The 16,418-nt window shown below is 65.4% G+C and carries 16 protein-coding genes; 9 read left to right on the top strand and 7 right to left on the bottom strand.

Annotated features, from left to right (window positions below; genetic code table 11):
• Nucleotides 1-3: 3 nt before the first annotated feature.
• The 5 genes from ASG67_RS04920 to ASG67_RS04900 all read right to left on the bottom strand — a co-directional run bounded on the left by ASG67_RS04920 (nt 4) and on the right by ASG67_RS04900 (nt 5,962).
• Nucleotides 4-480 carry a glutathione peroxidase gene (locus tag ASG67_RS04920; RefSeq protein WP_056525945.1) on the bottom strand — a complete coding sequence of 159 codons (477 nt, stop codon included), beginning with the start codon at nt 478-480 and terminating at the stop codon, nt 4-6.
• A complete protein-coding gene (locus ASG67_RS04915; RefSeq protein WP_056525940.1) occupies nt 477-1,073 on the bottom strand; it encodes a GNAT family N-acetyltransferase in 597 nt (198 codons plus the stop codon). The genes ASG67_RS04920 and ASG67_RS04915 overlap by 4 nt, the downstream gene beginning before the upstream one ends.
• Entirely contained in the window at nt 1,070-1,795 is a 726-nt protein-coding gene (locus ASG67_RS04910; protein WP_056525937.1) for an ABC transporter ATP-binding protein, read from the bottom strand. The genes ASG67_RS04915 and ASG67_RS04910 overlap by 4 nt, the downstream gene beginning before the upstream one ends.
• On the bottom strand, nt 1,788-3,038 hold the full coding sequence (locus tag ASG67_RS04905) for a lipoprotein-releasing ABC transporter permease subunit (RefSeq protein ID WP_056525934.1): 1,251 nt from the start codon (nt 3,036-3,038) through the stop codon (nt 1,788-1,790). Before ASG67_RS04905 ends, ASG67_RS04910 begins: the two co-directional genes overlap by 8 nt.
• 443 nt (nt 3,039-3,481) lie before the next feature.
• Complete coding sequence (locus ASG67_RS04900; protein ID WP_056525931.1) at nt 3,482-5,962, bottom strand: TonB-dependent receptor; 2,481 nt, start codon at nt 5,960-5,962, stop codon at nt 3,482-3,484.
• A 244-nt stretch (nt 5,963-6,206) separates the two neighbouring features.
• Between ASG67_RS04900 and ASG67_RS04895 the strand changes: the two genes are divergently transcribed.
• Nucleotides 6,207-6,683, top strand: a complete 477-nt coding sequence (locus ASG67_RS04895) for an Hsp20 family protein (RefSeq protein ID WP_056525928.1) — start codon at nt 6,207-6,209, stop codon at nt 6,681-6,683.
• Between the two features lie 43 nt (nt 6,684-6,726).
• On the opposite strand, the gene ASG67_RS04890 is transcribed toward ASG67_RS04895, so the two are convergent.
• Both ASG67_RS04890 and secG read right to left on the bottom strand, forming a co-directional pair.
• Nucleotides 6,727-8,379 carry a CTP synthase gene (locus ASG67_RS04890; protein WP_056525926.1) on the bottom strand — a complete coding sequence of 551 codons (1,653 nt, stop codon included), beginning with the start codon at nt 8,377-8,379 and terminating at the stop codon, nt 6,727-6,729.
• Between the two features lie 85 nt (nt 8,380-8,464).
• Nucleotides 8,465-8,884, bottom strand: a complete 420-nt coding sequence (gene secG, locus ASG67_RS04885; RefSeq protein WP_056525923.1) for a preprotein translocase subunit SecG — start codon at nt 8,882-8,884, stop codon at nt 8,465-8,467.
• 219 nt (nt 8,885-9,103) lie between these two features.
• Between secG and ASG67_RS04880 the strand changes: the two genes are divergently transcribed.
• The 8 genes from ASG67_RS04880 (at nt 9,104) to eda (ending at nt 16,407) form a co-directional block, all read left to right on the top strand.
• Entirely contained in the window at nt 9,104-9,424 is a 321-nt protein-coding gene (locus tag ASG67_RS04880) for a MarR family transcriptional regulator (protein WP_056525920.1), read from the top strand.
• Nucleotides 9,360-9,752, top strand: a complete 393-nt coding sequence (locus tag ASG67_RS04875; protein WP_235535042.1) for an SH3 domain-containing protein — start codon at nt 9,360-9,362, stop codon at nt 9,750-9,752. Before ASG67_RS04880 ends, ASG67_RS04875 begins: the two co-directional genes overlap by 65 nt.
• The gene (argC, locus tag ASG67_RS04870) at nt 9,749-10,675 is read left to right on the top strand and encodes an N-acetyl-gamma-glutamyl-phosphate reductase (protein WP_056525913.1); all 927 of its coding nucleotides are present in this window, start codon (nt 9,749-9,751) and stop codon (nt 10,673-10,675) included. The genes ASG67_RS04875 and argC overlap by 4 nt, the downstream gene beginning before the upstream one ends.
• A gap of 15 nt (nt 10,676-10,690) precedes the next feature.
• A complete protein-coding gene (gene zwf / locus ASG67_RS04865) occupies nt 10,691-12,154 on the top strand; it encodes a glucose-6-phosphate dehydrogenase (RefSeq protein WP_056525910.1) in 1,464 nt (487 codons plus the stop codon).
• Nucleotides 12,155-12,272: 118 nt separating this feature from the next.
• Entirely contained in the window at nt 12,273-12,977 is a 705-nt protein-coding gene (gene pgl, locus ASG67_RS04860; protein WP_056525907.1) for a 6-phosphogluconolactonase, read from the top strand.
• Nucleotides 12,974-14,791 (top strand): phosphogluconate dehydratase, encoded by a 1,818-nt coding sequence (gene edd, locus ASG67_RS04855; RefSeq protein ID WP_056525904.1) that lies wholly within the window; start codon nt 12,974-12,976, stop codon nt 14,789-14,791. The genes pgl and edd overlap by 4 nt, the downstream gene beginning before the upstream one ends.
• Before the next feature lie 33 nt (nt 14,792-14,824).
• Nucleotides 14,825-15,805 carry a glucokinase gene (gene glk, locus ASG67_RS04850; protein ID WP_056525901.1) on the top strand — a complete coding sequence of 327 codons (981 nt, stop codon included), beginning with the start codon at nt 14,825-14,827 and terminating at the stop codon, nt 15,803-15,805.
• Nucleotides 15,802-16,407 carry a bifunctional 4-hydroxy-2-oxoglutarate aldolase/2-dehydro-3-deoxy-phosphogluconate aldolase gene (eda, locus tag ASG67_RS04845; RefSeq protein ID WP_056525898.1) on the top strand — a complete coding sequence of 202 codons (606 nt, stop codon included), beginning with the start codon at nt 15,802-15,804 and terminating at the stop codon, nt 16,405-16,407. The genes glk and eda overlap by 4 nt, the downstream gene beginning before the upstream one ends.
• The last annotated feature ends 11 nt before the right edge of the window (nt 16,408-16,418 follow it).

Here is a 16,418-nt window from a genome sequence, read left to right as displayed (position 1 = left end):
CTGCTACAGCAACTTTTCGATGTCGGCGGTCAGTTCGTCCGGCTTGGTCGTCGGGGCATAGCGGTGGACCGCCTTGCCCTGACGGTCGACCAGGAACTTGGTGAAGTTCCACTTGATCGCCTTCGATCCCAACAGGCCGGGCGCTTCCGCTTTCAGATGGTCGAACAACGGGTCGGCATCGGCACCGTTGACATCGACCTTCGCCATGACGGGAAAGGTCACATCGTAACTGGTGGTGCAGAAGTTCGCGATCTCCGCCGCATCGCCGGGTTCCTGCGCCCCGAACTGGTTGCAGGGGAAGGCCAGCACGGTCAGGCCGCGATTGGCGTAGCGGCGTTGTAACGCCTCCAGTCCCTCATATTGCGGGGTGAACCCGCATTTCGACGCGGTGTTAACGATCAACAGCACCTGCCCGGCATAATCCGCCAGCGCAACCTCGCCGCCCTTCGCATCGCGCACGGTAAAATCGGTGACGGTCATCGGTCGTACCTTCCCAGCAGATAGTCGAGATTCTGTCGCACCGCCGGCCATTCGCGGTCGATGATCGAGTACACGACGGTATCGCGAAGACGGCCATTCGCCATCACCTGATGCCCGCGCAGGATACCGTCCTGTTTCGCGCCGAGCCGTTCGATCGCGGTCTGGCTGCGCTTGTTGAGTGCATCGGTGCGAATCTGGACGCACTGGCACCCCAGCACGTCGAACGCGTGGGTGAGGAGCAGCCGCTTGGCCTCGGTATTCACCCCCGTCCGCTGGACGCGGGTGGCATAGAAGGTGCCGCCGATCTCCAGCCGGCGATGCGTCTCGTTCATCCGCATGAAGCGGGTGGCGCCCGCGACCATACCCTCCGCGTCGAGGACGGTGAACAAAAGCGCACGACCATGATCCTGTTCGGCCAGCGCGGACGCCGTCCAGCGGTCAGGCGTCTTCAGCTGCGATACGTTGGCATAGAACAGGTCCCACAGATCGTCCGTCCGCGCGACATCGGTCAGGGCGGCGATATCGGCGGGATCGAACGGGCGGAGCGTGACGTGGCGACCGGCCAGCGTCGGCGTCTCGCGCCACCGGCTCATGTCAGCACGCCCTCGTGCAGGCGGACGACGCGGTCCATGCGTTTCGCCAGTCGCTCGTTATGCGTGGCGACCAGCGCGGCGGAGCCTTCGCCGCGGACAAGGCGGAGGAATTCTGCCAGCACGCGGTCGGCAGTATGTTCGTCGAGATTGCCGGTCGGCTCGTCCGCCAGCACTAGCGCCGGCCGGTTGGCAAGCGCGCGGGCGACGGCGACGCGTTGCTGCTCGCCGCCCGACAACTGGCTGGGCCGGTGCGTCAGGCGATGGCCGAGGCCGAGCGCGGTGAGCAGGTCGGCGGCCCGCTCGTCCGCCGCGGCGCGGGTGGCGCCGTGGACGAGTTGCGGCAGGACGACATTCTCGGTCGCGTTGAAATCGGGCAGCAGGTGGTGGAACTGATAGACGAAACCGAGCTGATCGCGGCGGACGATGGTGCGACCATGCGCGTCGAGCTTCGCCGCTTCCGATCCGGCGATGCGGATCGATCCCTCGAACCCACCCTCCAGCAGGCCGACCGCCTGGAGCAGCGTCGACTTGCCCGAGCCCGATGGGCCGAGCAGCGCGACGATCTCGCCGGGACGGACAACCAGATCGACACCGCGCAGGACATGGATCGTCTCGCCGCCCTGCACGAAGCTGCGTGCGAGGCCGGTGGTCTGGAGGATGGCGTCGTCGGATGCGGCAGCGCCGCGCCGGCCGTCCTCCGATATTCCTGTGGGGTCATTCATAACGCAGCACCTGTACCGGATCGGTGCTCGCCGCCTTCCACGCCGGGTACAGCGTGGCGAGGAAGCTGAACCCCAGCGCCATGGCGGCGATCACGACGATCTCAACCGGATCGGTCTTCGACGGCAATGTGGTGAGATAGCGGATCGATGGGTCCCACAGGTTCTGACCGGTGACGAGCTGGACGAAATTCACCACTGCCTGCCGATAGAACAGGAACACGAAGCCGAGCGCGAGGCCCGCGACCGTGCCGAGCGCGCCGATCGTCGTCCCGACCACCATGAAAATGCGCATCAGACCACCGCGCGTGGCGCCCATCGTGCGCAGGATGGCGATGTCGCGCGTCTTGGCGCGGACCAGCATGATGAGCGACGACAGGATGTTGAACACTGCGACCAGGATGATGATCGACAGCACGGTGAACATCGCCACCCGCTCGACCGCCAGCGCCTCGAACAACTGCGCGTTCATCGTGCGCCAGTCGCTGATGACCGCCATGTTGCCGATCCGGTCGCCCAGCGGCTTCAGGATCTCGCCCACCCGGTCGGCATCCACCGTCTTCACCTCGACCATGCCGGCGACGTCGCCCATCAGGAGCAGCGTCTGCGCATCCTCGATCGGCATGACGACATAGGCCTTGTCATAATCATAGATGCCGATCTCGAAGATCGCGCCGACCCGGTAGCTGACGATGCGCGGCACGGTGCCGAACGGCGATGCTTGACCCTGCGGGCTGATGAGTGAGATTTCACTGCCCACCTGCGCGCCCAGCGCCTCGGCCAGCCGGCTGCCGATCGCCACGCTGTCGCTGCCCGGCGTGATGCCGGCGAGCGAGCCCATCAGCACCTTGTCGCCCAGCGTCGCGTTCGACCGGATGTCGCCGATGCGCATGCCGCGGACCAGTACGCCCTCGACCCGGCCGTTATAGCTGGCCATCAACGGCTGTTCGATCAGTGGCACGGCCGATGTCACGCCGGGCGTGGTGCGCGCGGCCTGCACGACCTCACGCCAGTCGGGCAGACGACCGCCGACCCCCTGCACCACCGCATGACCGTTCAGCCCGACGATCTTGTCGAACAGTTCGGCGCGGAAGCCGTTCATGACGCTCATCACGATGACGAGCGCGGCGACGCCCAGCATCACCGCGATGAGGCTGATGGATGCGACGAGGAAGATGAATCCCTCCCCCTTGCCCGGCAGCAGATAGCGGCGGGCGATCATCCGTTCGTATCGAGAGAGGATCATGTCGCCGACGGCTCTACGTAACGGCGGGGACGGACGCAACATGATCCCGCTGTTGCAGGGAATCCACAGCCGATCGGCAATCGTGTCGCGGGGGCCGCAAGGACAGTGACAAGTCGCCAGACACGATCTAGCAACAACCTCGCTGAAACACAGGCAAAGGCCTTGGTTCGGGGATGCTCTTCCGCCCGCCCTATAAGAGGCTGGAGCGAGAGCGGGAAATCGGGGGCTGACGAGCGATCGTCACGCAGGCGCCCGGGCTGGAAACGGCCCGGGCGTTTGCCGTTCTGGCGATCGGCCAACAACTTCGTGCCGCCAAAGATCACGCCATGACATCTGCCGCCCGTCCGATGCCGGCGGAAAGTCGGGAGCTTCCAGACTTCGACTCCCCGTCGGCACCCCGACTTTCTGCCAGCGCGATACTTAACGCCCGATGACCATCGTCATCAGAAACTGGCCGATACCGTCAATCCATAGGTTCGCGGATCGCCCGGCTGGCCGACGACCAGTCCTGTACTGCCCGACTGGGTGGCGAGCACATCGTAATAGTTCTGGTCGAAGGCATTGCGCAGCCACAGGAAAGCGTTCCAGCTCTTCTCTGCCTTGAACCCCAACCGGAAATTGCTGAGCGCATAGCCGTTGATGTCGGTGTAGAGCGAACGCGACGGGTTAGACGAGAATTTTGACCGGTAGCTGCCGTCATATCCCAGATAGAATTGGCCATCGACGCCCGCGACCCGTGCCGGCAGGTCGTATTCGGCGCCGTACGAGAATGCCCAGCGCGATACGCCCGGCAACCATTGGCCCGAAATATTGCAATTCGCGGGGCTGAGACCCAGCGTGCCGGCCGCCGCCGGCGTCTGACCCGCGCCGACCGTGGTGCCCCCGGCGAGTTCCGGCGGACACGGCGCATCGACGAAGCGGACATAGCTGGCGTCGGTAAAGGCACCATTCGCATACAGGTTGATCCGGCTGGTCGGGCGGAAAGCCGAGTCGACCTCGATCCCGCGCGTGCGGACCTTGCCGGCATTGGCCAGATAGCCGCGCAACACCCCCACCTGATTGTTCGTGACGGTGGCCTGATAATCCTCGATCTCGGTCCAGAAGCCCGCGATGTTCACCGTCGCGCGGCGATCGGCGAACTGGGTCTTCAGGCCGAGTTCGAAATGATTGACCTTTTCGGGTCGCACCGTCGCGGTCGATAGAATCGGATTGTTCTGCGCATCGAGCGGCAGACCCGACAGGTTGATGCCGCCGGACTTATAGCTGCGCGCGTAGGTGGCGTAATAGTGGACGTCCCGGCTGATATCGTACGCCACGGTCAGGTCGCCCGACACGTTCCAGTTGTCGAAGCTGGGATCATAGGACTGCGGCGCCAGCACCCCGCGCTGGTCGTTGGTCAGCGCGGTGTTCGTACCGTTGGTGACGAGCGAGACATACGACCCGTCCTTCTTGTCGTAATTGACGCGCAGGCCAGGTGAGATCGAAAGCTGGTCGCTGGCATGCCAGGTCAGCTTGCCGAACACCGCCGCCGACGTGTTGGTGAACCCGATCGTATTGCGCGACGTCAGATTGTTCAGAGCGGCCGGAATACAGGCCGTCGTCGTCGCGGTTGCGCAACCGGACGCGCCGGGCAAAACGCTGGCGCCGGGATTGAGCAGGAAACGGCTCGCCGCCGGTCCCTGTACCTGCAACCCTTGGGTATCGATCTTCTGATAGAAATAAAACGCGCCAAGAACATAATCGAGTGCGGTGTTGCCATTGGAGGCGAGGCGCAGTTCCTGCGTCACCTGGCTCTGCTGCGACGGGTTCGCCGACACGGTGGTGATCGGCAATCCGATGAAATCGCGATCGTTCGACGGGTTCCAGTGCCAGAAGCGATAGGCGGATACCGAGGTCAGCGTCGCCGCCCCCAAGTCCCAATTGGCGACCAGCGACAGGCCGCCCAGTTCCTGCTTCGCGCGTAAATCGGTGTCGACATCGGTGACGCGGTCGAACGCGTTGGTCGACGGCACGACATAGCCCTGCGCGGCGGCCAGGGCGGCATATTGGCGGTTCAGCGGCCGTTGCGTCGCGCCGGTGCGTGCGTAATATTGCACGCAGCAATTGGGGTTCTGGCGGTTGTAATCGCCGTAGAGCGTCAAATCGAGATTGGGTGCCGCCTTCCACAGGATCTGCGTGCGCAGGCCGAGATTATCCTGACTGTTCTGATATTCATCCTGACGGACATTGTAGATCGTGCCGCGCCGCGTGGTGACCGAGGTCGACAGGCGGATCGCGACCTTGTCGTCGACCAGGGGGCCGGACACGGATGCCTTGCCCTGGAAGAAATCGAGGTTTCCGGCGGTCAGTTCGACCCGTGCCTCCGGCGTGAAGCTGGGCTTGCGGGTGATGACGTTGATCGCGCCCGCCGTCGTGTTCTTGCCATACAGCGTACCCTGCGGGCCGCGCAGGACCTCGATCCGCTCGGTATCAGTGAAGTCGAACGTCGCCGAGGCGATGCGGCTGTAATAGACCTGATCGACATAGATGCCGACGCCCTGTTCGATCCCGTCGTTGGTCAGGCCGAACGGCGCGCCGAGACCGCGGATATTGGCGGCCGAGTTGCGCGGATTGGTCGAATAGAACTGCAGCGTCGGCTGAAGCTGGGTCAGGCGGCTGACATTATAGGTGCCGGTCTCCGCCAGCGCGGCTCCACCGATGACCGAGATCGCGATCGGCACCTGCTGGATCGATTCGGCCCGCCGTCGGGCGGTGACGACAATATCACCGCCGCTGCCCGACACAGCCGGCCCAGTGCGGCCGGTTGCCTCAGCCTGATCCTCGGGCGCGGGTAACGGATCGGTCGCGGCCGGCGGCGCCGGTTGTGGGTCGGCGGGCGGGGGCGCGACCTGAAGGGCGAGCAGCAAGGTAAGCGTGAGCGTCATGGAAAATCCCCTTGCCACTAAACTCTACCGAATCGGGGGATTTTCAATCATGGTCAGGCTTGGAGGCCCAGAAGCACAGCTTCACACACAGCAAAAAAAGCGGCTGAATTTTTCTGCGGACACCTCTTGAAGCCGGATCGGCCATTCCCAGATTGCCGACCGTACGGGGCCGAAACCGGACCGTGCAACCGGCGCCGCGCACAGGCGGGCGCCTAGCTACAACTCGCTCAATGGAGGATTTGACATGCGTATTGACCTCACCCCCTATCGTCGCTCGACGATCGGTTTCGACCGGCTGTTCGATCTGCTGGAAACCAATGCCCGCAGCTCCGGCCCGGAGAACTATCCGCCGTTCAATCTGGAACGGCTGGGCGACGACCGCTATCGCATCACGCTGGCCGTGGCCGGGTTCGGGCGCGACGAGATCGAGATCACCGCGCAACAGAACCTGCTGCTCGTCGTCGGTCGCAAGGATGAAAAGCAGCCGGGTGCGCAGTTCCTGCACGTCGGCATCGCTAACCGTTCCTTCGAACGCCGGTTCGAAATCGCCGATTTCGTGTTCGTAGAGGACGCGCGACTGGTCGACGGCCTGCTGGTGATCGACCTTGTCCGTGAAGTGCCCGAGGCGATGAAGCCGAAGACCATCACGATCAAGACTGGCGCACCGCTGACCGCGGTCGAAGCGCCGAAGGCTGATACGGAAACCGCTCAGGCGGCATAACACCGATCGCCCCCCTCCCCACCGGGAGGGGGGTTTTACATTGTCAGACCAACCGGCTCTGCTTGACGGCGGCTTCGATGAAGCTGGCGAACAGGGGATGCGGATCGAACGGCTTGGACTTCAATTCCGGGTGGAACTGCACGCCCACGAACCATGGATGGTCGGGGCGCTCGACGATTTCCGGCAGCGTGCCGTCGGGCGACATGCCGCTGAAGACCAGTCCGCCGGATTCCAGCGCGGCCTTGTAATGCGTGTTCACCTCGTACCGGTGGCGATGCCGCTCCGAGATATCGTTGGTGCCATAGATCGAGGCGACAACCGAATTGCCGGTCAGCTTCGCGGCATAGGCTCCGAGGCGCATCGTGCCGCCCATGTCGCCCTGCTCCTCGCGCTTCTCCAGCCCGTCGCGGCCCATCCATTCGGTGATGAGGCCGACGACCGGTTCGTCGGTCGGGCCGAACTCGGTGGATGAGGCACCCTTGATGCCGGCGAGATCGCGCGCGCCCTCGATACAGGCCATCTGCATCCCGAAGCAGATGCCGAAATACGGCACCTGCCGCTCGCGCGCGAAGCGGACGGAGGCGATCTTGCCTTCCGCGCCACGCTCGCCGAACGCGCCGGGGACGAGGATCGCGTGGCACGGTTCCAGATGCGCGGCGATTGCCGCCTGATCGTCGCCCTCGAACAATTCGGCGTCGATCCAGCGGACGTTGACCTTCACCCGGTTGGCGATGCCGCCATGGACCAGCGCCTCGTTCAATGACTTGTACGCGTCCTGCAACCCGACATATTTGCCGACGACGCCGACCGTCACCTCACCTTCCGGGTTGGTCAGGCGATCGACGATATCAGACCAGCGCGACAGATCGGGTGCGGCGCCTGGTTCGATTCCGAACGCGCGCAGCACTTCCTCATCCAGCCCCTCAGCATGATATTGCAGCGGCACGGCGTAGATGCTCTTGGCATCGAGCGCCGGGATGACGGCGGCGGTGGGCACGTTGCAGAACGAAGCGATCTTGGATCGCTCAGACGGCGGCAACGGATGCTCACAGCGGCAGACCAGCACGTCGGGCGCGACGCCAAGGGCCGCGATCTCGCGCACCGAATGCTGCGTGGGCTTCGTCTTCAGCTCACCCGCGGCGGCAATGTAGGGGACCAGCGTGACGTGGATCGAGATCGACTGGCCTCGGCCCAGCTCGTTCTTCAGCTGGCGGATCGCCTCGATAAAGGGCAGCGACTCGATATCGCCGACGGTGCCGCCGATCTCGCAGAGGACGAAATCGAGGTCGTTGCCGTCTTCATCGATCGTGTCGGCGCGGGCGAACGCCTTGATCGCATCGGTGACGTGGGGAATGACCTGTACCGTCGCACCCAGGTAATCGCCGCGCCGTTCACGCGTGATGACCTGATGATAGATGCGGCCCGATGTGACGTTGTCCGACTGGTGCGCCGCGACGCCGGTGAAGCGTTCGTAATGGCCCAGGTCGAGGTCGGTTTCCGCCCCGTCGTCGGTCACATAGACTTCACCATGCTGGTACGGGCTCATCGTGCCGGGATCGACGTTCAGATACGGATCGAACTTGCGGATCCGGACCTTGTAGCAGCGAGCCTGCAACAGCGCTGCGAGGGAGGCCGCCATGAGCCCCTTGCCGAGCGACGAGACCACGCCGCCGGTGATAAAGATGTACCGTGCCATGGGAGGAGTCGCCTAGCTTGGATGGGACACGCACGACAAGCGCCCGCGAAGCTCGCAGGCGCCGCGATTGCGGTGAATGGAGTTTTTAGTTGGCGAGCGGGACCGACGAGTTGTCGGCCGGGCTGCCGGGGCCAACCTGCACCGGCTTGCCGGCGCCGGTGGTCACGGTGCCATCGGCGGGCGTGTTCGGCACGGCGTTATCCTGCGGCGCGGGCACGCCCTGCGGCACGCCCGGCTGCGCCGACACCGGCCGCGCGAGCGACGTGTCGATCGATTCGACCTTACGCGTGGCGGCATACACCGCCATCACGATCGAAAAGATCACGAACACGCTGGCCAGCACCGATGTGGCGCGACTGAGGAAATTGGCGGCACCGCGGGCCGACATCAATCCCGACGGGCTGCCGCCCATGCCAAGGCCGCCGCCTTCCGAGCGCTGCATCAGGATCACCGTCACGAGGGCGGCGGCGATGATGGCGTGAACGATGAGCAGGAAGGCGAACATGGATCGGGGGCGTTCCGGACATTGAAGGGGCGATGACGGCAGCGCACATAGGCCAGCCGCCCGGCGCGATCAACCGATCGCGGCCAAAAGCCGCTGCGCTGCGGGAAACCAGCCGTGCCTCAGGGCGTTATGACATCGAAACGAAGCCCGACCCATCGGGCGACAATTCGGAAACACAGCGCCGTGGCCATATACGATCCCCATGCTCTATCGACCTGGATGACCGCGCTGGTGGACTATGTCCGCTCGGGCGAACCGGATTTGACCAATCGCCAGATGGCGTTGCTGCTGCTCGTCTACCTGAAACCGGGGCCGCATACGGTACGCGGACTGGCCGGCGCCTTGAACGTATCGAAGCCCGTCGTTACGCGCGCCTTGAACAGACTGGGCGCGCTCGGCTATCTGCGCCGGCAACGCGACGATAGCGACAAGCGCAACATCTTCGTCGCGCGCACTTCCGAAGGGGCAGTTTTTCTTGAAGAGTTCGGGCATTTCATCGGCGACGGCGCTCCCCACGCCATCCAGCGCGCCGTCGCGTAAGGCGTTCGCGCTGACGGGTCGGTCGGCGACGCTCGACCCGGCGACGAACGCGGTGCGCGCTGATCTCGCCGATGTTCGCCTCGCCGAACTCGTGTTCGCCCCGCATTACGCCGCGCCCATGCCCCGCGTGCTGACGATCGATTCGGAACTTCGCGAAGACCGGGCGGAGGATTCGTCCGTCATCGTCGTGTTGAGCGAGGGCGACGCGTTCGAGGTACTCGATCTGATCGGTGAGGCCGCCTGGGGCATAGCGCCTGGCAACGGACTGGTCGGATATCTGCCCGCCGCCGCGCTCGGCAAGCCATCGATTGAGGATGTGGCGGCATGACCGCACGGGTATTCATTGACGGCGCCGCCGGCACCACGGGTCTCGAAATCCGCGAACGGCTGACCGGGCGCACCGGCATCGACCTCATCACGATCGACGATGCCCGACGCAAGGATGCCGCGGCGCGGGCCGAGGCGCTGAACGACGCCGACTTCGTCATTCTCTGCCTGCCCGACGATGCCGCGCGCGAGGCGGTAGCGTTGATCCGCAACGTCCGGACGCGGGTGATCGACGCTTCCTCCGCCCACCGCGTCGCCGATGGCTGGACCTATGGCTTTGCCGAGCTGGAGCCGGACGGTGCGGACCGCATCGCAGGGGCGGCGCGGGTGTCCAATCCCGGCTGCTATCCGACGGGGTTTCTGGCGCTCGTCCGGCCGCTGGTGCGGGCGGGGCTGTTGCCGGCGGACTGGCCGATGACGGTCAACGCGGTGTCGGGCTATTCGGGCGGCGGCAAGGCGATGGTCACGGAATATCAGGCTGGCGGCGCCCCCGCCTTCCGTGCCTATGCGCTGGGGCTGGCGCACAAGCATGCGCCCGAGATGACGGCCCATGCCGGCCTGACCCACGCGCCGATCTTCACCCCCGCCGTGGTCGATACCTATCGCGGCATGGTGGTGGAGGTGCCGCTGCACCTGCACGCGCTGCCCGGCGCGCCGACGCTGGCGGCGGTGCGCGACGTTCTCGCCGCAGCCTATGCCGGCCAGCCGCTGGTGAACGTCGCCGATGACGACGCCGCGACGATCGCGATGGAGGAACATGCCGGCACCGATGCGATGACGTTGCGTATCCACGGCAATGCCGCCACCGGTCAGGCACGACTGATCGCGACGCTGGATAATCTCGGCAAGGGAGCCGGCGGCGCGGCGGTTCAGAATCTCAACCTGATGGCGGGCCTCGATCCCGTCGCCGGGCTTTCCCTGTAATTTAAAGGATACGCGATGCCCCGCGACCCCGTAGCCAAGCTGCTGCTGTTCGGCGCGACCGGCGATCTGGCGCAGCGCATGTTGCTGCCTTCGCTCTATGGCCTCCATGCCGATGGCCTGCTGCCGGCCGGGCTGACGATCACCGGCGCGGCCCGCCACGATTACAGCGATGCGGCGTATCGAGATTTCGCCAAGAAGGCGCTCGACGAGTTCCTGCCCGAGGATCGCAAGGACGAAAGCGCCGTCGGCGCCTTTCTCGACCGGCTGTTCTATCAGCCCACCGACCTGTCCGATCCGGGCAGCTTCCAGCCGCTGGCCGACAAGATCGGCGATATCTCGGGCGGCCTCGCCATCTATCTCTCGACCGCGCCGTCGCTGTTCGAATCGGCGATCGAGGGACTGCAATCGGTGGGCCTTGCCGGCAATACCGTGCGGGTCGGGCTGGAAAAGCCGCTCGGCTACGATCTGGAGAGCAGCCGCGAGATCAACGACGCGGTCGCCAAGGCGTTTCCCGAGGAGCGCACGTTCCGCATCGACCATTATCTGGGCAAGGAAACCGTCCAGAACATCCTCGCGCTGCGCTTCGGCAATTCGTTCTTCGAACCAGTGTGGAACGCGCAGGGGATCGACAACGTCCAGATCACGATCGCCGAAAAGGTCGGTCTGGAGGAACGCGCGGGCTATTACGAGACCGCCGGCGCGCTGCGTGACATGGTGCAGAACCATATCCTGCAATTGCTCGCCCTGATCGCCATGGAGCCACCCGCGCATTTCGACGGCGCCGATGTCCGCGACGAGAAGTCGAAGGTCTTCCGCTCGCTACGGATGATGAAGCCAGAGGAAGTGCCCCAGAACACCGTGACCGGTCAGTATGGCGACGGCGCGGTCGGCGAAAAATTCGTGAAGAGCTATTCCGAAGAGCTGGGCAAACCCTCCACCACCGAAACTTTCGTGGCGATCAAGGCGCATATCGACAACTGGCGGTGGCAGGGGGTGCCGTTCTACCTGCGCACCGGCAAACGGATGGCCGCGCGACGGTCGGAAATCGCGATCCAGTTCAAGGCGGTACCGCATTCGATGTTCGCTGGGCGCGGCGGGCTGCTTCAGCCCAACATGCTCATCATCCGTCTGCAGCCGGAGGAGTATATCCAGCTGCTGGTGATGGCGAAGGAACCCGGCCTCGACCGCGATGGCGTCCGCTTGCGTGAGGTGCCGTTGAACCTGTCGATGGACGCCGAGTTCGCCGGCAGCCGCCGGCGCATCGCCTATGAACGCCTGCTGCTCGACCTGATCGAGGGCGACCAGACGCTGTTCGTCCGCCGCGACGAGGTGGAGGCGCAGTGGAAGTGGATCGACGCGATCCGGGCAGGCTGGGTCGCCAACGACCAGAAGCCGAAAAGCTATCCCTCGGGCAGCTGGGGACCGAACGCCGCCATCGCGCTGACCGAGCGCGACGGCGTAACGTGGCAGGATGACTGACGGCGGGGCGACCTGCTATAAGCGCGTCCGCTACGCCGCCACCTAATACGTATGCCGCCCGGATGCCGGGCTTACCGAATGTTGCGGGATGACGTACCGTCCCCGCCGGAGAGAACACATGACCGAGATCGAATGGTGGGATTATGACGATGCGGCCGAACTGGCCAAAGCCGTGGCCGGCGATATCCAGTTCGTGATCGAAAGCGCACTCGACGCGCGCGGATCGGCCGTGATCGCGTTGGCGGGCGGCAAGACGCCCTTCCCCGCCTATGAGCATTTGGCCAAGGCCAAGCTCGACTGGAAGAAGGTCACGATCATCCCCACCGACGAGCGGGTGGTGAAGCTGGGCGATCCGCTGTCGAACGTTACCGCGCTCGCCAAGATCTTCCTGCCCAAGGGTGCACGGGTGATGCCGATCGTTCCGGAAGCAACGCCGGACTACAAAGCCGCCGGTCGTTCCGCCGATGCGCTGATGCAGGACCTGCACTGGCCGCTCGACTTCTGCCTGCTCGGCATGGGTGGCGATGGCCACACCGCATCGATCTTCCCCGGCCCCGATCTGGACGAGGCGCTGAACGGCCCCAAGGAACGCCGCGCGCTGGGCGTCATGCCCGATCCGCTGCCGCCCGAGGCACCCGTCGCCCGCGTCAGCCTGTCACGTGCGTCGATCGCGTCGGCCCGCGCGCTGATGATCGTCGTCACCGGCGCCGACAAGCGCAAGGTGCTGGAACAGGCGATTTCGGAAGGTCCGTCGTCTCCCCATCCCATCGGCCGCGTTCTCGCCGACGTCGAACTGCCCGTCGATATCCACTGGAGCGAATGATGTTGAACGCCGCGGTTGCTGCCGTCACCGACCGGATCATCGAGCGATCGCGGTCCACCCGGCGCGCCTATCTCGACCTGATCGACCGCGAGCGGGAGAACGGCATCCGCCGTCCGAACCTCGGCTGCGCGAACCTTGCCCATGCCTATGCCGGTACGGACGAGGATCGCGAGGCGATGAAGGCCGACCGCGGCATGAACATCGGCATCGTGACGTCGTACAACGACATGCTGTCGGCGCACGCGGTTTATTATCGCTACCCGGAACAGATGAAGGTCTGGGCGCGCGAAGCTGGCGCGACGGCACAGGTCGCAGGCGGCGTACCGGCGATGTGCGATGGCGTGACGCAGGGCTATCCTGGCATGGAGCTGTCGCTGTTCAGCCGAGACACGATCGCGCTGTCGACCGCGGTCGCGTTGAGCCACGGTACGTTCGAGGGTGCGGCGCTGCTCGGCATCTGCGACAAGATCGTGCCGGGCCTGCTGATGGGCGCGCTGCGTTTCGGCCACCTGCCGACGATCCTGATTCCGGGCGGCCCGATGCCCACCGGCCTGCCCAACAAGGAGAAGGCAGCGGTACGCGAGCGCTATGCGGTGGGCGACGCCAGCCGCGAGGAGCTGCTCGACGCAGAAATCCAGGCCTATCACGGCAAGGGCACCTGCACCTTCTTTGGCACCGCCAACACCAACCAGATGATGATGGAGGTAATGGGCCTCCACATGCCCGGCTCCGCCTTCGTCAATCCGGGCACGAAGCTGCGCCAGGAACTGACCCGCGCCGCCGTCCATCGCCTGACCCAGATCGGCGCACGTGGCGACGATTACCGGCCGCTCGGCTGGTGTGTGGATGAGCGGGCGATCGTCAACGCGGCGGTCGGCCTGCTCGCGACCGGCGGCTCGACCAACCATCTGCTCCATGTGCCGGCCATCGCGCGCGCGGCGGGGGTCATCATCGACTGGGAGGATTTCGACCGGCTGTCGGCGGCGGTGCCGCTGATCGCACGCGTCTATCCCAACGGTTCGGCTGATGTGAACGCGTTCGAGGCAGCGGGCGGCATGCCCTATGTCATCCGCGAATTGATCGGCAGCGGCCATCTGCACGGCGATCTGATGACCGTGTCGCCCGGCGGCATGGCGTCGTTCGGCGAGAAGCCGATGATGGATGGCGAGACGCTCGCCTGGGCCGATCCCGGCGTCAGTGGCGACGAGACGATCCTGCGCTCGCCCGCCGCGCCCTTTTCGGCGGATGGCGGCATGCGCATCCTTCAGGGCAATATCGGCCGTGCCTGCATCAAGGTGTCGGCGGTGGACAAGGAACGCTGGGTCATCGAGGCACCGGCGCGCGTCTTCAACGACCAGCTTGATGTCCTGGAGGCATTCAAGGCGGGCGAACTGGAGCAGGACGTCGTCGTCGTCGTCCGTTTCCAGGGTCCGCGTGCCAACGGCATGCCCGAACTCCACAAGCTGACACCCCCGCTGGGCGTGCTCCAGAATCGCGGTTTCAAGATCGCGCTGGTCACCGACGGCCGGATGTCGGGTGCAAGCGGCAAGGTGCCGTGCGCGATCCACTGCTCGCCGGAGGCATTGCTGGACGGCGCGATCGGCAAGATTCGCGATGGCGACATGATCCGGGTCGATGCGGTCGCCGGTACGGTCGATGCGCTGGTCGATGCCGCCGAATGGGCCGCCCGCCCACTGGCCGTCGCGCCGCCTGCCGCCACCGGCATGGGTCGCGAATTGTTCGGCATGTTCCGCAGTCTGGCGGATGAGGCGGAAAAAGGTGCATCGGCGGTACTCGCCGGGGCCGGGCTCTAGGGCGATCACGCCGGAGCGCGATAGGAGAGAATAATGCAGGTCGTCGCCGTCGATATCGGGGGAACCCATGCCCGCTTCGCGATCGCGGAGGTCGAAAACCGCCGCGTCGTGTCGCTGGGGCCGGTCATGACCCAGAAGACCGCCGAACACGCCTCGCTCCAGACTGCGTGGCAGGCATTCGAGGCGGCGCATGACGGTCCGTTGCCCCGCGCGGCGGCGATTTCTGTCGCCTCGCCGATCACCGGCGACGTCATCCGGCTGACCAACAATCCTTGGGTCATCCGTCCCTCGCTCATCCCCGAGCGGCTGAATGCCGAAACCTATACGATCATCAATGATTTCGGCGCGGTCGGTCATGCCGTCGCCCAGTTGCCGGCGGCGGATTTCGAGCATCTCTGCGGACCTGAAGAGACGGGATTGCCGACCGAAGGCGTCACGACCGTCTGCGGCCCCGGCACAGGGCTGGGCGTGGCGCAGGTCTTCAAACACGCCGGCGAATATCACGTCCTGTCCACCGAGGGCGGGCACATGGACTATGCGCCGCTCGACGGGATCGAGGATAATTTCGTCCGCCGCCTGCGCAAGATTTTCACCCGAGTCTCGGCCGAGCGCGTCGTCGCCGGCCCCGGCATCATCGCCATTTATGAAACGCTCGCCGAGATGGAGGGCCGCGCCGTCCCCAGCCGCGACGACAAGACGATCTGGGCGGAGGCGCTGGACGGCACCGATTCGATCGCGCTCGCCGCGCTCGACCGGTTCTGCCTTGCGCTCGGGTCGGTGGCGGGCGACCTCGCGCTGGCGCACGGCGCGAAGGCGGTGGTGATCGCCGGCGGCCTCGGTCTGCGGATCAAGGACAAGCTGCTGCGATCGGGCTTCGATCAGCGCTTCGTCGCCAAGGGCCGCTTTCAGTCGATGATGTCGAAGATCCCCGTCAAACTCATCACCCATCCCCAGCCGGGCCTGTTCGGCGCCGCCGCCGCCTTCGCCCAGGAACATCAAAGGACCGCCTCATGACCGATATCCTGACCATCATGCGCACCAGCACCGTCATCCCCGTGCTGGTGATCGACGATGCCGCCACCGCCCGCCCGCTGGCCGAGGCGCTGGTCGCCGGTGGCCTGCGCGTGCTGGAGGTGACGATGCGCACCCCCGCCGCGCTCGACGCGATGGCGGAGATGAAGAAGGTGCCGGGCGCGATCGTCGGCGCGGGCACGGTCGTATCGACCGAGCAGTTCGAACAGGTGATGGCCGCCGGCGCCGAATTCATCGTCTCCCCGGGCCTGTCGCAGGGTCTGGGCGAGGTGATCGTGCGCTCGGGCGTGCCGTTCCTGCCCGGCGTCGCCACGGCGGGCGACATCATGCGCGGGCTGGACATGGGCCTGACGAACTTCAAGTTCTTCCCGGCCGAAACCAGTGGCGGGATCAAGGCGCTGAAGGCGCTGGCCGCCCCCTTCTATCAGTGCCGGTTCTGTCCCACCGGCGGGATCACCGAAGCGAGCGCGCCCGACTGGCTGGCGGTCGAGCCGGTCGAATGCGTCGGCGGCAGTTGGGTGACGGGCGGCACGATGGCCGAGGTCGAGGCAAAGGCCCGCGCCGCGGCGGCGCTGCGCGGCTGATCGACGAACCG

The sequence above is a fragment of the Sphingomonas sp. Leaf339 genome, assembly GCF_001426195.1.
GTDB lineage: Bacteria > Pseudomonadota > Alphaproteobacteria > Sphingomonadales > Sphingomonadaceae > Sphingomonas.
The sequence above is the reverse complement of the archived record's forward strand: the minus strand, read 5'-3'. Positions and strand labels throughout refer to the sequence as shown.